General features: G+C 69.6%; 13 protein-coding genes. 4 read left to right on the forward strand and 9 right to left on the reverse strand.

The genetic code is table 11. The annotated features are described in order from the left end of the window. Positions 1-30: 30 nt before the first annotated feature. A complete protein-coding gene (locus tag G412_RS34190; RefSeq protein WP_037648593.1) occupies positions 31-726 on the reverse strand; it encodes a UbiX family flavin prenyltransferase in 696 nt (231 codons plus the stop codon). Positions 727-829: 103 nt separating this feature from the next. On the opposite strand from G412_RS34190, the gene G412_RS34195 reads away from it, so the two are divergent. Further along, positions 830-1450 carry a rhomboid family intramembrane serine protease gene (locus G412_RS34195; RefSeq protein ID WP_051338307.1) on the forward strand — a complete coding sequence of 207 codons (621 nt, stop codon included), beginning with the start codon at positions 830-832 and terminating at the stop codon, positions 1448-1450. Here the strand turns inward: G412_RS34195 and mqnP are convergent. Both mqnP and G412_RS0112930 read right to left on the reverse strand, forming a co-directional pair. Continuing rightward, entirely contained in the window at positions 1440-2342 is a 903-nt protein-coding gene (mqnP, locus tag G412_RS0112925; protein WP_028812469.1) for a menaquinone biosynthesis prenyltransferase MqnP, read from the reverse strand. The genes G412_RS34195 and mqnP overlap by 11 nt on opposite strands. A gap of 79 nt (positions 2343-2421) precedes the next feature. Next, positions 2422-3879, reverse strand: coding sequence for a menaquinone biosynthesis decarboxylase (locus G412_RS0112930; protein WP_028812470.1), 1458 nt, complete (start codon positions 3877-3879; stop codon positions 2422-2424). An 89-nt stretch (positions 3880-3968) separates the two neighbouring features. Between G412_RS0112930 and G412_RS34200 the strand changes: the two genes are divergently transcribed. From G412_RS34200 to G412_RS0112945, 3 genes are all read left to right on the forward strand, one after another. Continuing rightward, the gene (locus tag G412_RS34200; protein WP_051338308.1) at positions 3969-4301 is read left to right on the forward strand and encodes a PLD nuclease N-terminal domain-containing protein; all 333 of its coding nucleotides are present in this window, start codon (positions 3969-3971) and stop codon (positions 4299-4301) included. Between the two features lie 370 nt (positions 4302-4671). Next, positions 4672-6705, forward strand: a complete 2034-nt coding sequence (locus tag G412_RS0112940) for an ATP-binding protein (protein ID WP_028812471.1) — start codon at positions 4672-4674, stop codon at positions 6703-6705. Beyond that, the gene (locus G412_RS0112945; RefSeq protein WP_028812472.1) at positions 6702-8246 is read left to right on the forward strand and encodes an ABC transporter substrate-binding protein; all 1545 of its coding nucleotides are present in this window, start codon (positions 6702-6704) and stop codon (positions 8244-8246) included. The genes G412_RS0112940 and G412_RS0112945 overlap by 4 nt, the downstream gene beginning before the upstream one ends. Here the strand turns inward: G412_RS0112945 and G412_RS0112950 are convergent. The 6 genes from G412_RS0112950 to G412_RS0112975 form a co-directional block, all read right to left on the reverse strand. After that, on the reverse strand, positions 8216-8746 hold the full coding sequence (locus G412_RS0112950) for an SRPBCC domain-containing protein (protein ID WP_028812473.1): 531 nt from the start codon (positions 8744-8746) through the stop codon (positions 8216-8218). The two genes, G412_RS0112945 and G412_RS0112950, sit on opposite strands and share 31 nt — an antisense overlap. A gap of 75 nt (positions 8747-8821) precedes the next feature. Continuing rightward, positions 8822-9907 (reverse strand): c-type cytochrome biogenesis protein CcsB, encoded by a 1086-nt coding sequence (ccsB, locus tag G412_RS0112955; protein ID WP_028812474.1) that lies wholly within the window; start codon positions 9905-9907, stop codon positions 8822-8824. Next, positions 9904-11652, reverse strand: coding sequence for a cytochrome c biogenesis protein ResB (gene resB / locus G412_RS34205; protein ID WP_037648600.1), 1749 nt, complete (start codon positions 11650-11652; stop codon positions 9904-9906). Before resB ends, ccsB begins: the two co-directional genes overlap by 4 nt. A gap of 4 nt (positions 11653-11656) precedes the next feature. Next, positions 11657-12424, reverse strand: a complete 768-nt coding sequence (locus tag G412_RS0112965) for a cytochrome c biogenesis CcdA family protein (protein WP_028812475.1) — start codon at positions 12422-12424, stop codon at positions 11657-11659. Positions 12425-12428: 4 nt separating this feature from the next. Beyond that, entirely contained in the window at positions 12429-13052 is a 624-nt protein-coding gene (locus G412_RS0112970; protein WP_028812476.1) for a TlpA family protein disulfide reductase, read from the reverse strand. Positions 13053-13119: 67 nt separating this feature from the next. Further along, on the reverse strand, positions 13120-14373 hold the full coding sequence (locus G412_RS0112975; RefSeq protein WP_028812477.1) for a polysaccharide deacetylase family protein: 1254 nt from the start codon (positions 14371-14373) through the stop codon (positions 13120-13122). Positions 14374-14411 lie beyond the last annotated feature (38 nt).

Below are 14411 nucleotides of genomic sequence, written 5' to 3' on the forward strand. Positions count from 1 at the left end.
GAAGATCAAAGAAGGCGACGTACTGGTCCCTCACTGGTCCTTCCGGGAGCCACCGAGCTCTCCCTCCCAGCGGCGGTACAGACGGTGCGGCACCCCCGCCGCGTCCAGCACCCGCCCCGCGACGAAGTCCACCAGGTCCTGGATGTGCGTCGCTCCCGCGTAGAACGCCGGGGAGGCCGGGAGCACCACGGCGCCCGCCTCGTCCAGCGCCACCATGTGCTTGAGGGTCTGGCCGCTCAGCGGCGTCTCGCGCACCGCCACCACGAGCCGGCGCCGCTCCTTGAGCGTCACGCTCGCCACCCGTTGCAGCAGGTCCTTCGACAGCCCCAGCGCCACGCCCGCCACACTCGCCGTCGACGCCGGGACGATCAGCATGCCCCTGGCCGGGTACGAGCCCGACGAAGGACCGGCGGCGAGGTCCCCGGCTGCCCAGTACCGCACGTCGCCGACATCGGCCGTGAACGTGCCGGGCTTCCCGTCTGCGCCGCGCGCCAGCCACGTCCGCAGGTCTTCCTGCCAGTGCGCGTCCCGGAACGCGATCCCCGTCTCGTCCAGCAGCGTCAGCCGCGCGGCCCGGCTCACCACCAGGTCCACGCTCTCGCCCGCGTCCAGCAGCCCGCGCAGCACGGCGGCGGCGTACGGCGTACCGGACGCGCCGGAGACGCCGACGACCCAGGGGCGGCGCGGCGACCGCGGCTGCTGACTGCGTGCATGTCCTGACTCCACGTGCCCGACCTTATCCGGGCGCGCGGGGGCGGAACCGAGTCAGGTGCCCGGACGTTCCACTGACAGGCCGCCACACAGGTCGTACGTACCGCAGGGGGACGCCATGCCACCGACCGCAGTCGACCGGAGCCGGAGCGCGAGCCATCCGGCCAGGACCGCCATCGTGCTCATGCTGGGCTGGGTCGCGCTGCTGTGGGTCCTGGAGGCGCTGGACGCCGCGACCGGCGCGCTGGACACGTACGGGCTGAGCCCGCGGGACTTCGGCGAGCTGCGTGACGTACTCCCGATGTCGTTCCTGCACCACGGCTTCGACCACGTGGCGTCGAACACGATCCCCCTGCTGATCCTCGGCTTCCTGGCCGCCCTGAGCGGGATACGCCGCTTCGCCGCCGTCGTCCTCACGATCATGCTCGTGGGCGGGCTCGGGGTGTGGCTCACCGCCCCCGACCACTCCAACACGGCCGGCGCGTCGGTCGTCGTCTTCGGCCTGCTCGGCTACCTGCTGGTCCGCGGCTTCGTCGACCGCAACGCCGTAGACGTCGTGATAGGTCTGCTGGTGGCCGCGGTCTACGGCTCGCTGCTGTGGGGCGTGCTCCCGACGAACACCGCCGTCAGCTGGCAGGGCCATCTCTTCGGGCTGATCGGCGGCGTGCTCGCCGCGTACCTCTTCCGGCGGCGGTCGCCGCTCATACCCGCACCCGCCGGGCGCCGCCTCACACCGTGAGACCGCGCACCAGCAGGTCGACCAGCGCGCACACGAACAGCGCTATCCCGATGAAGCCGTTCGTCGAGAAGAACGCCCGGTTGAGGCGGGACAGGTCGTGCGGCTTCACGATCGTGTGCTCGTAGAGGAAGGCCACGGTCACGACCACCAGGCCGGCCCAGAAGAACACCCCGGCGCCGGTGGCCAGCGCGTACCAGACCAGCAGGACCGTCGTCACCGCGTGGCAGGCCCGCGAGCCGTACAGCGCGGCCGGGACACCGAAGCGGGCCGGCACGGACTTCACTCCGTGCGCGCGGTCCGCCTGGACGTCCTGGCTGCCGAAGATGAGGTCGAAGCCGCCGATCCAGATGCCGACCGCGAGACCCAGGATCACCGCGTCCCAGGACCACTCCCCCGTGATCGCGAGCCAGGCACCGACAGGACCCATGGCCTGGGCGAGACCCAGAATGGCGTGCGGGAAATTCGTGAAGCGCTTGCCGTACGGATAGACCACCATCGGGACGACGGCGATCGGCGCCAGCGCCAGGCACAGCGGATTGAGCGCGGCGGCCGCGCCGAGAAAAACGACCACGGCGATGAGCGCACCGGTCCACGCCGACCGGACCGAGACCGCGCCGGTGACCAGCTCCCGGTTGGCGGTGCGGGGGTTACGGGCGTCCAGCTCGCGGTCGATGATCCGGTTGCACGCCATCGCGAACGTACGCAGGCCAACCATGGCGACGGTGACGAGCAGGAGATTGCCCCAGTGGATATTCCGGTCCAGCTCGAACATGGCGGTGAGCGCGGCGATGTAGGCGAAGGGCAGCGCGAAGACCGAGTGCTCGATCATCACGAGCCGCAGGAAGGCCTTAGTCCTCCCGACCGGCGGAACCGCGGCCGCTGCGCTGCTCACAGCCCGTACTCCGGTTCACCCCCGCGGAAGCGGGGAAACCCGGCCTCCGCACTACCGCAGCCCATTTTCGCCGAGTCCCTCACAGGCCGTACTCCTTCCAGCGCTTTGTCACCCGTTCGGCCGTAGCCGGGTCGGATTCGACCATGTTCGGCCAGCCGCCGTCGCGGGTGTAGCCCTCCTCGGGCAGCTTCTTCGTGGCGTCGATGCCCGCCTTGCCGCCCCAGAACTGCTGGTACGACGCATGGTCCAGGTGATCCACCGGACCCTCGACGACCGTCAGGTCACGGGAGTAGTCCACATTTCCCAGCGCCCGCCACGCGACCTCGTGGTAGTTGTGCACGTCGCAGTCCTTGTCGACCACGATGATCAGCTTCTCCAGCGACAGCATGTGCGCGCCCCAGATGGCGTGCATGACCTTCTGCGCGTGCTTCGGGTACTTCTTGTCGATCGCCACGATGACGCAGTTGTGGAAGCCGCCCGCCTCGGGCAGGTGGTAGTCGACGATGTCCGGCACGATGATCTTGAGCAGCGGCAGGAAGAAGCTCTCCGTGGCCCGCCCCAGCGGCCCGTCCTCCGTAGGCGGCCGCCCCACCACAATGGACTGGAGCAATGGCCGACGCCGCATAGTGATCGTGTCGATCGTCAGCGCCGGGAAGTCCTCCTGCGGCGTGTAGAACCCGGTGTGATCACCGAAGGGTCCTTCCGGCAGCATCTTCCCGGGCTCCAGCCACCCCTCCAGTACGACCTCGGCGTGCGCCGGGACCTGGAGCGGAACGGTCTTGCAGTCGACCATCTCAATCCGCTTGCCCGACAGGAATCCGGCGAAGAGGTACTCGTCGATGTCACCCGGCAGCGGAGCGGTCGAGGCGTATGTCACGGCCGGCGGAGCCCCGAAAGCAATCGCGACCGGCAGGCGCTCACCGCGCCGAGCGGCCACCTGGTAGTGATTCCGGCTGTCCTTGTGGATCTGCCAGTGCATGCCGATGGTGCGCTTGTCGTGGCGCTGGAGCCGGTACAGCCCCAGGTTCCGGATGCCCGTCTCCGGGTCCTTGGTATGAGTAAGCCCCAGATTGAAGAACGACCCACCGTCCTCCGGCCACGTAAAGAGCGCGGGCAGCAGGTCCAGATCCACGTCATCCCCCGTGATGACGACCTCCTGCACCGGCGCGGCGTCGGACTTGACCTTCTTCGGCGGCACGTGGGCCATCGCCCCGAGCTTGCCGAAAGCCTCCCGCACACCGACGAAGCCCTGCGGCAGCTCCGGCTTCAGCAGCCCGCCGATCTTGTCCCGGATGTCGTCGTACGACTTCAGCCCGAGCGCCTTGAGCAGCCGGCGGTCCGTACCGAAGACGTTCATCGCCAGGGGCATGGCGGAGCCCTTGACGTTCTCGAAGAGAAGCGCCGGGCCGCCCGCCTTGTTCACCCGGTCGACGATCTCCCCGACCTCCAGGTACGGATCGACTTCGGCCTTGATGCGCTTGAGGTCGCCCTCGCGCTCCAGCGCCCGGAGCAGGGAGCGAAGATCGTCGTAAGCCATGCGGTCCAGTATCCGGTACGCACTACGCTTGGCCCGTCACCGGGGCCGCCTTCGGCGCCCCGCGGCCCGCGTTCTGGGAGCTTGCCCTCATGCTCAGGTATCTGCCGTTCCTCCTGGTTCTGGCGCTGTGGATCTACGCCTTCATCGACTGCCTGAACACCCCCGAGGAAGAGGTCCGCCACCTCCCCAAGGTGGTCTGGGTGATCATCGTGCTGCTCTTCGGCGAGGTACTGATCGGCCCCATCGCCTGGCTGGCGGTCGGCAAGGTCCGCAAGGGAGCCGGGAACGGCACGCCCGCCGAATGGCGCCGCGGCCGCAAGCAGCAATGGGTCGCCCCTGACGACAACCCCGACTTCCTCAAGTCCCTCAAGGACGAGAACGAGAACGACGGCCCCGAGGACCCGACGCCCCCCAAGCCCTGACGCAGCGTCGGAACCAACCGGACGGCGCCCCCGCCCCACCTGCAACGCCACCGGGGAGGGGACGTGCCGGGGCGCTCCCCCCGCACCCCCGCCCACCAACCAACGGTGCCGGGCGGGGACGTGTCGGGGCGCTCCCCGCAGGGCGTTGAACGCAACCACCGCCAACGAACCAACGCACTACCCGAACGTTCGACGCCCGAGGAGACGCCCCGGCGCGGCACCGCCCCCAACACCCCCGCAAAAAGACGCCCGCCCCACCCCCGCGCCGCGATTTGCCGGCGCATCAGTCGAAAACCCGTGCACGCGCCAACTCACTTTACGTAGGTTGGAGTTAACGTAGCGACACATGTTGCTGGTGCGGGGGGGCACTGTGGACAGAGAGCTGTTCGGCCGCGAGGCAGTCCTCGACGGTCTCGCGCCACGGCTCGTCGGTCTGCCTCCTCGCGGGTTCCAGAAGGTCCCCTTCGAGCACCGCGACGATCTGCCCGCCGTGGTCCTCACCGGCGGGCGCGGTATGGGCAAGACCGCGCTGCTCAAGCGGCTGCACACCGCGTACCGCCAGCGCACCCCCATCGCTCTGATCGACTGCGAGCGAGCCGAGTTCGTCGAGCGCCCGGCCGAGCACGCGCTGTCCTGGTCCCCGGTCACCGAGGCCCTCGCCGAGCTGGGCGACCAGCTCGCGCCGCCCGTGCACGGTGCGGGGGCCGTCGAGTTCCCACGGCTGGCCGCCGGGCTGCTCGCCGTCGCGAGCCTCGGGTGGCAGCCGCACGACGACGAGAACATCGTCGCCGAAGGGCTCCGGCTCGGGCTCCTCGTCGAGCCCGGTTCGCGCTGGCGCAACCAGACCCGCACCTGGCTGACGAAGGTCGTGGCGAAGCTCGCGGCCATGGCCTCCGGGGTGGGTCCGGGGCTCGATGTGGTCGTGGAGACGACCGTCGAGTCCCTGCTCGACGACCTGTTCAACCGGGGGCAGCGCGCTTCCGCCGACTGGTACGGGAACTACCCGGGCGCCGGCGGCAAGGCCAAGCGCGGCCTGACTCTGCTGGCGCTGCACTTCCGGCGCGGCAGCGAGCACCGCGTCCGCGCCGAACGTCACCTCGTCGGTGCGCTGCGGGCCGACCTGGACGCCGCCTACCAGGGGATGGGGCGGTTACGCCGCGTGGGGCGGCCCGTCGTCCTCATCGACAACGCCCAGGCGCCGCTCGGCCGCCGGCTGGTCGAGCCCGTGCTCCGGGACCGGGCCGAGGGCAGGCGCGACCACGTGGTGCTCGTCGCGGCCCTGCGCGGCCACGACCACCCCGCTCTGCGTCACGCCGTACGCCGGACCCTGCCGGAGGTCCGGCACGAACTGGGCTGGCGGCGCGGCCGCGAGATCGCTTCCGGTGCGGTGGCTGTGGAGCTGACCCCGCTCGAACCCGAGCACGTACGGCAGTTCTTCGACCTGACCGACCCCCGCCAACTGACCCACCCGAAGCTGGCCCGTGCCGTGCACCGGCTCACCGGCGGGCGCCCCGTGGGCGTGGACCTGCTGGCCCGGGCCGCCGGGCAGGACCCGCATCCGGAGCGGTTCACCCCGGCCTCGCTGCTCGCCGCTACCGTCACGCTCCGCGAGGACCGGGAAGGGCAGGAGGTGGCCGCCGAGCTGCTCGCGCGGCTGGTTCCCCCGTCCCGGCTCGACTGGCTCACCGTACTGGCGCCCGCGCACGACGTGCCGTCGGCGGAGGCGCTGGCCGCGTCGCGGCTGCCGGGCGAGGAGGGGCGTACGGGACTGGCAGCCGTACGCGATGTACGCACGCTCCTCGCCGACGAGCACTGGCCGCCGGCCCCCGGGCACTTCGTCGGCGACCCCTTTCTGCGCACGCTGCTGCTGCACCGGCTGCGGTACGGCGACCGTGACTTCGGCCGGTGGCGGGCCGTCCACGAGACGCTGCGCGACCACTACCGGGACCGGGACGTTCCGCGGCGGCTGCACCACGAGCTGGCGCTGGGGGTCACCGAGGGCGCGGTGACGTATCTGCGGGAGACCTTCCCGCTCGCCGACGCCCGGGTCTGGCTGGACGAGCTGCGCTTCATCGCCTCCGCGCCGCATTTCGACGATCCGGATGTACGGCGGCCCGTGGCCCTGGGCCGGGCCGACGCGTCGGCGCCGCCGCCCGGTTCGGACCCCACGCTCCATCTGCGCATCCGCCGACTGCTGTTCGCGGTGTGGCAGCTGACCGATCCGCTGGCCCTTCCGGACGACGAGGTGACCGAGAAGATGGGGTACGAGCTGGGGCTCCTCTCGGAGCTGCACAGTTCCGGCAACGAGGTTCTCTGGCAGGCCTCCCGCTCCTGGCCGCAGGCCGTACGCGAGTGGCGCGCCCCGGCCGCCGGCACCACCGGCACGAGAGGAGACGGGGCATGACGGACTGGCTGAGAAGAGTCTTCTGGTTCACCCCTTTACGCAAGGGGCTCACGGTGCTGCTGGTGCTCGCGGTGGTCGCCGGCCTCTCGTACGGCGGCTACCGCATCGCCAATCCGGACCTGTCCTGCACCGAGGGCGTCGCCCGCCCCGAGGAGGGCGCGGAGTGCGTGGGGGTTTCCGGGGACGGCTATGCCTTCGAGGTCCCGGCGCTGAAGCTGGTCACCGCCGCCATCAGGAAGGAGAACGAAGAGCTGAAGGCCGGTGAGTACGCGACCGTGGCCGTGATGCTGCCGCTCACCTCGACCGACACAGGGATGCGCACCAAGGTCCTCCACGAGGTGCAGGGCGCGTTCCTCCAGCAGTACGCGGCCAACCACGACTCCAACGAGCAGGTGCCCAAGATCCGGCTCGTACTCGCCAATACCGGCAAGGGCAACCAGCACTGGCGTACGACCGTGGAGCAGTTGAAGAGGATGGTGGACGGCCCCGACAAGCTGCGGGCCGTCTCCGGCATAGCCACCAGCAGCGCCGAGACCAAGGACGCCGTCAAGGAGCTGACCGCAGCCGGCATACCTGTGATAGGGACCACGATCACCGCCGACGACATCGCCAACGGGCCGGATGGGGACCCGTACCCCGGTCTCGCCCGGGTCTCCCCCACCAACAGCGACGAGGCCCGCGCCATCGCCGATTTCGGCAAGGTCGACGCCAAGAAGGCCGTACTCGTCCAGGACACCCGGCCCGGCGACCACTACACCGCCACGCTCAAGCAGGCCTTCGCCGACCTGCTCACCGGCGCCCCGCACGAGGCGCGGCTGTTCACCTCCCCGCCCGACCCCACGGACGAAGGCACCACCCCCAACACCTTCCGGCAGATCGCGCTGCTGCTCTGCGGCACCCGCGACGCCGACACGGTGTTCTTCGCCGGGCGCCACACCCAGCTTCGGCAGTTCGTGAACGCTCTGGGGCAACGGCCCTGCGTGCACCGGGAGTTCACCGTGCTGACCGGCGACGAGGGTTCCTATCTCGGCGCGGACGACCAGCTCGACGAGACGGCCCTGACCCGCAAGGTCAGCGTCCGTTACGCCTCGCTCGCCCACCCGGACGCGTGGAAGGGGCCCGGTGCGCCGAGGACGGGTGGGTCCCCGGCGGCGTACAAGACCTTCACGGATCTGCTGGCGAAGGCGGCCGCTGCGGACATCGGGCCCATCGGCAAGACCTCGCTGACGGACGGGCAGGCGATCATCGCGTACGACGCCATGGCCGTGGCCGTCCAGGGCATCAGGGAGGCGACCTTGGCAAGCGAGAAGCTGGAGCTGCCGGACATCGGTGATGTCGTCACCCAGTGGCCGCAGACAAAGGGGCCGCTGAAGGTCGAGGGCGCGAGCGGCTGGATCTGCCTCGACAACCACGGGAACCCGTACAACAAGGCGGTGCCGATCGTGGAGCTCGCCCCGGACGGCAGCCAGCGGTTCGTGGAGATCGCCTGGCCCGACGGGGACCCGCCGGCTCAGGACTGCATGCCGCCGGGCGCCTCGTAGGCTGCGTACAGCTCGCGGTAGCGGTCCGGGGTCCACGCCGACCAGTCCTGCCGGCGGCCGTCGAGGAACTCGACGAGGTACTCCAGGTGCTGGTGCCAGCCCGCCAGGCGGCTCAGCCGCTCGGCATCGCCGGTCACCGCGACCTCGTTGGTGAAGCGCAGCACCGTGCCGTTCGTCGCCCCGGCCGGCGCCAGGTGGAAGCGGATGCGCCCGTGCCCGGCGGCGGTGTACTCCGCGACGTGCTCCACGTCCCAGGCGGTGACCGTGCCCTCGGCGACCGTACGCGCGCCGCTCTCGTCGGCGCTGAGCCACCGCAGGGTGACCGCGCCGCCCAGGCGCGGCTCCAGCGGTTCGGCGTCCGCGAGCCATCCGCGCAGGCCGGCGGGGGTGGCGACGGCGGGCCAGACCTGATGCACGGGGTGCGCCAGGTTGAGCGTGTACCGCAGCACGTCCGTGTGTTCGCGGTGCTCGCAGGTGCCGGGGCCGATCACATCCGCCATGGGTCCAGCCTCACCCCGCGGGCGGACTCGCGCACCCGCTGGGGGGAGGCCGGACCGGTGGCCGGACGGTCCGGGTCAGACTCCGGCGTACGAGTGCTTGCCGGAGAGGAAGATGTTCACGCCGTAGTAGTTCCACAGCCAGCATCCGAACGCGAAGAGCGCCAGGTAGGCGGCCTTGCGGCCCTTCCAGCCCGCCGTCGCGCGTGCGTGCAGGTAGCAGGCGTACGCGACCCAGGTGATGAAGGACCAGACCTCCTTGGGGTCCCAGCCCCAGTAGCGGCCCCACGCGTCGCCCGCCCAGATCGCGCCTGCGATGATCGTGAACGTCCACAGCGGGAAGACGGCGGCGTTCACGCGGTACGCGAACTTGTCGAGCGAGGCGGCCGACGGGAGGCGTTCGAGGACGGACGAGGCGAAGGCGCCCGGCTTGCCGCCGCGGGCGAGGTTCGCCTCGTACCCGTCACGGAAGAGGTAGAGGACCGTGCCGACCGCGCCGAGGTAGAACACCGCACCGCAGAAGATCGCGGTGGAGACGTGGATCCACAGCCAGTACGAGTCAAGGGCCGGGACCAACTGGTCGCTGTCGGTGTAGAGCCACGTCGTGGCGATGCCCAGGTCCAGCAGGACCGTGGTGACCAGCGGCAGGCCGGCCCAGCGGACGTTCTTCTTGGCGGCCAGGAACGCGAGGTACACGCCGACGACCACGGTGGAGAAGGTGATCGAGAACTCGTACATGTTGCCCCACGGCGCGCGCTGCACCGACAGGGCGCGGGCCACCACGCCACCCGCCTGGACGAGGAAGGCGAGGGTGGTGAGCGAGACGGCGATACGCCCGTAGAGGTCGCCCTTCTCGGTGCCGCCCGCCGCGCCGGGACCGTCCGGGACGTCGCGGGTGCCCGCCGCCGAGCGGGTGATGATCTTTGGCTTGTCGAGGACCGCCGTGGAGCCGCCGGAGCGTACCGTCACCTCGGGGGCGGACTTCGCGGTCGCGCCGCCTTCGGCGGTCAGCGCGGCGGCCGTGCGGCCGACCTTGCTGCGGCTGCCGAAGACCCACTCGGCGATGTGGGCGAAGAAGGCCAGCGTGTAGACGGCCATCGACGAATAGATCAGCACATTGCTGATGTTGGCGAGGTTCTCGTTGGTTGCGGCCGCGAGATTCACGCGCGGACTCCTTCGACGGGTTCAGCGGGATCAGGTGCCGTCGGCGCCTGCGAATTGAGCGTTGCGGCCAGGTCGGCCAGTTCCTCGGGGAGCTTCGAGGACTCACTGCGGCCGAGTCCGGCCATCTCGACGACGGTCACACCGTCCTCGCCCCGTACGGCCCGGACCCAGATCCGGCGGCGCTGGATGAACAGCGATCCGGCGAGTCCCGCGATAGCGGCGATGGCCCCCACGAGCGCCGGTACGTTGCCGGGCTGCTGCGAGATCTGGAAGGTCGCCCACTCCTTCACGCCCTTCTCGAACGTGATGGAGCCCGCGCCGCCCGGCAGCTTCATGGTCTCGCCGGGGAGCAGCCGCTGCTTGAGGTCGGCGCCCTGCGCGTCCTTGAACGCCTTCATCTTGCGCTTGTCGAGCTGGTACACGTTCTGCGGCAGGCCCGCGTTGACGCCGAGGCTGCCGTGGAAGGCGTTGAGCGCGAGGACGGGGAAGTCGAGGCCCGGGTACTGCGAGAGCATCGTGCCCTTGCCCGCGCCCGCGAACGTCGGCACGAAGAACGCCTGGAAGCCGAGCTGGTCCTTCTTGCCGTCCTTGTCGCGGTAGCCGTCCATGACCTTGATCGCGCCGGACGAGGTCACGTTGGAGTCCATGGGCAGCAGCGGCACCGCGCCCTTGAAGATCTCCTCGCCCCTGCCGTCCCTGACGGTGACGACCGGGGCGTACCCGTGCCCGATGAGGTAGACCTTCGAGCCGTCGACCTCCAGCGGCCGGTTCACCTCGATCTTGGTCTTCTTCTCCGCGCCGTCCGCGCCCTCGGCGTACGTCACATGGGCCTCGTACGTACGGGGCGTGCCGCGCTGGGGGCCGCTGCGCTCGTACGTCCCGACGAACTTGTCGAGCTTGAAGCTGAACGGCGCCAGGTCGTGGTCCCGGTCGAAGAGCGACCCGGACTTGAAGTCGTCGTACTGCGTCAGCGTGTTCGCGAAACCGCCGCCCTCGACGATCAGCTTGCCGCCCTCGGACTTGAAGAGCTGCCCGGTGGCGAAGGACACCAGCATCACGATGAGCGCGATGTGGAAGATCAGGTTGCCCGCCTCGCGCAGGTAGCCCTTCTCGGCCGCGACCGCGTCGCCGGCGATGTGGGACCGGAAGCGACGCTGCTTCAGCATCGCCAGCGCGGCCTCGCGGACCTGCTCGGGATCCGTTTCCGTACGCCAGGTGGTGTACGCCGGAAGTCGCGTCAGACGGCCCGGCGCGCCCGGCGGGCGGCTGCGGAGCTGGCCCACGAATTGCCAGGTGCGGGGCACGATGCAGCCGATGAGCGAGACGAAGAGAAGGATGTAGATCGCGGAGAACCACACCGAGCTGTAGACGTTGAAGAGCCCGAGGTCGTCGTAGATCGGCGCGAGCGTCTCGTGTGCCCGCCGGAACTCGTCGACCTTGGTCTCGTCGACACCGGTCTGCGGGACGAGGGAGCCGGGGATCGCGCCGAGCGACAGCAGGAACAGCAGGATTAGCGCGACCCGCATCGACGTCAGTTGCCGCCAGAACCAGCGCGCCCAGCCGGTGGTCTCACGCCAGGCCCAGGCGATCCGCCCGGCCGCGCCCGGCTGCATCACGCCGCCAAAGGAGCCGGGGACCGCCCGCTCCTGGGGGGCGGTGGAGAGCTGGGCGCCGGCTTCGCCGAGCTCCTGCTCGTCGGTCTCGGCGGCAGCGGCCGCCTCGTCCGTCGTCTCGGTCTTGCTCATGAACTCAGATCCCCACCGTGAAGCCTTGGGTCCAGCCCTGCATGTCCTGGATGATGCCGTTCCAGATTCCTGTGACGAGCAGCAGACCGGTCACGATCATCATCACGCCGCCGATGCGCATCACCCAGGCGTAGTGCTTCTTGACCCAGGTGAACGCACCGAGTGCCCGCCGGAACGCCATCGCGGTGAGCACGAAGGGCACGCCCAGGCCAAGGCAGTACGCGACGGTCAGTATGGCCCCTCGCCCCGCGCCCGCCTCGGTGAGGGCGAGCGCCTGAACGGCGCCGAGCGCCGGGCCGGTGCACGGCGCCCAGCCGATGCCGAAGAGCGCGCCCAGTAGAGGTGCGCCCGCCAGGCCGGCCGCCGGCCGCTTGTGGAAGCGGAACTCGCGCTGGGTGATCCAGGGCAGCAGCCCCATGAAGAAGACACCCATGAGGATCATCAGTCCGCCGAGCACCATGGACAGCGTTTGCTGGTGCTCCAGCAGCGTCGAGCCGAAGTAGCCGAAGAGCGCCCCGGACGAGACGAAGACGGCACTGAAGCCGAGCACGAAGAGGGACGCGCCGGCGACCATACGGCCGCGTTTGGCCTCCGCCAGGTCGGTGCCGCTGATTCCGGTGACGTACGACAGATATCCGGGTACGAGTGGCAGCACGCATGGCGAGAAGAACGAGACGAGACCGGCGGCGACGGCGATCGGCAGGGCCAGAATGAGGGCACCGCCATAGACCGTCGGGTTGTAGTCGGTGACCGCGGCGGCGAGAAGGTTCACTTGATCACTTCTCCGCGATCAGCGGGTCGATCATCTGGTGCAGCTTCTTGGCGTTGACGCCGCCCACGTAGCGCGCCGCGAGCTTTCCTTCACGGTCGATCACAATCGTCGAGGGAACGAGCTGCGGATTCAGGCTGCCCTTGGGGAAACGGAGAAGCAGCTTGCCGATCGGGTCGTAGAGGCTCGGATACTCGACGCCCCACTCCTCTTCGAACTTGAGCGCCGGGCCCGTGGAGTCGTCACGGGTGTTGATTCCGACGAACTCGACGCCCTTGTCCTTGGTCTCCTTGGCGACCTTCGCGAAATGCGGCGCCTCGGCCCGGCAGGGCGTGCACCACGAACCCCAGACGTTCAGGACGACGACCTTGCCCTTGAAGTCGTCGATGTCGAGCTTCTTGCCTTCGAGTGTCTTGCCGTCGAGCTTCGGGGCGTCCTGGCGTTCGCCCTTGGCGACGGTGGAGACGCCACCCTTGCCGGTCACGAACTTCGCGCCGTTCGAGCCCGACGACGTACTGCCGTCGCCTCCGCACGCCGAGAGCGCGAGTGCGCCCGCGATCAGGACAGCGCCCGCCGACGTGGCGCGGCGGGTGCGGTTCGAGCGGCGGCGGGGGGCGCGGCTAAGGCTCATGTGAAAAGTTTCGCATGAGCGTTCCAGAGATCTTCCGCGCCCCCCATGGTGCCCGTAAAGCCCCTTGTCAAGAGCTCTTAAGGAATGACTTCCAGCCACCGGCCGGAGACTGCCCGACTTCCAGCGAACGCAGCTTGGCGAGCACCTTCGGGTCCTGTACGTCGAGCCAGTCGCAGAACTGCCGGAAGGAGACCAGGCGTACGTCCTTCTTGCCCGCCATCCCCTTGAGCGCTTCCTCGACGGCGTCCATGTAGATTCCGCCGTTCCACTGCTCGAAGTGATTGCCTATGTAGAAGGGCGCGCGATTGCTCTCGTACGCCCGCTTGAAACCGGCGAGATAAGCCTCGGTGGCCTGCTTCTTCCAGCCGGGGTAGCGGGACGGCACGCCCTGGGTGGAATTCTTCGACTGGTTGGCGAGGATGTTGTAGTCCATCGACAGCACCTCGAAGGAATGGCCGGGGAACGGCATCGCCTGGAGCGGCAGGTCCCACAGGCCGCCCCGCTTGGCGGGCCACATCTGGCGGCCGCCGGGCGAGCTGGCGTCGTAGCGCCAGCCGAGCTTCTTCGCCGTCGGGAGCAGGTTGTCCTGGCCGAGGAGGCAGGGGGTGCGGCCGCCGACGAGTTCCTTCTCGTAGTCGAAGGGCAGCGGGTCGAGGTCGGTCCAGCCGCTGTTGGTCTTCCACTGGGTGACGAACGACTTGGCCTGGGCGGTCTCGTTCTCCCACTGGGCGGGCGTCCAGTTGCCGACGGTTCCCGAGCCCGCGCAGAAGTGCCCGTTGAAGTGGGTGCCTATCTCGTGGCCTTCGAGCCAGGCCTGGCGTACGTACTTCAGCGTGTCCTTGATGTGCCCGTCGGTCAGATAACCGATGTCGGAGGCGCCGACGGGGTTGTTCGGCGGCTTGTAGAGGCTCTTCTTCGACTCGGGCAGGAGGTAGAGCCCGGAGAGGAAGAACGTCATCGCCGCGTCGTGGTCCCTGGCGAGCTTGAGGAAGCGCGGGAACAGGCCGTTGCCGACCTCGCCCGCGCCGTCCCAGGAGAAGATCACGAACTGCGGCGGCGTCTCGCCGGGCTGGAGCGGGACGGGCTTGTCCGGCTGGTTCGGCTGCTTGCCGGTGTCGGCCGTCGAGCCGTCGCCTATCAGCCGTACGTCGTCACCGGTCTTGCTGGGCGACGGTGTGCCGTCGCCTTCACCACCGACCTTGCCGGCGCCCGCGCCGGAGCCCGGTCCCGTCGACCCGGAAGGGCCGCAGCCGGCTATGCCGACCGCGGCCGCTGCTCCCAGTCCCAGTCGGAGCAGACCCCTTCGACTCATGTCCCGCATACCGTTGCCCCATCCGCGCTTGTCATCCCCGTTGGCGT

It is taken from the genome of Streptomyces flavidovirens DSM 40150 (assembly GCF_000429085.1).
Classification (GTDB): domain Bacteria; phylum Actinomycetota; class Actinomycetes; order Streptomycetales; family Streptomycetaceae; genus Streptomyces; species Streptomyces flavidovirens.

Coding starts and splice junctions, on each gene's coding strand:
- G412_RS34195 (WP_051338307.1), top strand. CDS start 830: ATGCCACCGACCGCAGTCGACCGGAGCCGGAGCGCGAGCCATCCGGCC.
- G412_RS0112930 (WP_028812470.1), bottom strand. CDS start 3,879: ATGGCTTACGACGATCTTCGCTCCCTGCTCCGGGCGCTGGAGCGCGAG.
- G412_RS34200 (WP_051338308.1), top strand. CDS start 3,969: ATGCTCAGGTATCTGCCGTTCCTCCTGGTTCTGGCGCTGTGGATCTAC.
- G412_RS0112945 (WP_028812472.1), top strand. CDS start 6,702: ATGACGGACTGGCTGAGAAGAGTCTTCTGGTTCACCCCTTTACGCAAG.
- G412_RS0112950 (WP_028812473.1), bottom strand. CDS start 8,746: ATGGCGGATGTGATCGGCCCCGGCACCTGCGAGCACCGCGAACACACG.
- resB (WP_037648600.1), bottom strand. CDS start 11,652: ATGAGCAAGACCGAGACGACGGACGAGGCGGCCGCTGCCGCCGAGACC.
- G412_RS0112970 (WP_028812476.1), bottom strand. CDS start 13,052: ATGAGCCTTAGCCGCGCCCCCCGCCGCCGCTCGAACCGCACCCGCCGC.
- G412_RS0112975 (WP_028812477.1), bottom strand. CDS start 14,373: ATGCGGGACATGAGTCGAAGGGGTCTGCTCCGACTGGGACTGGGAGCA.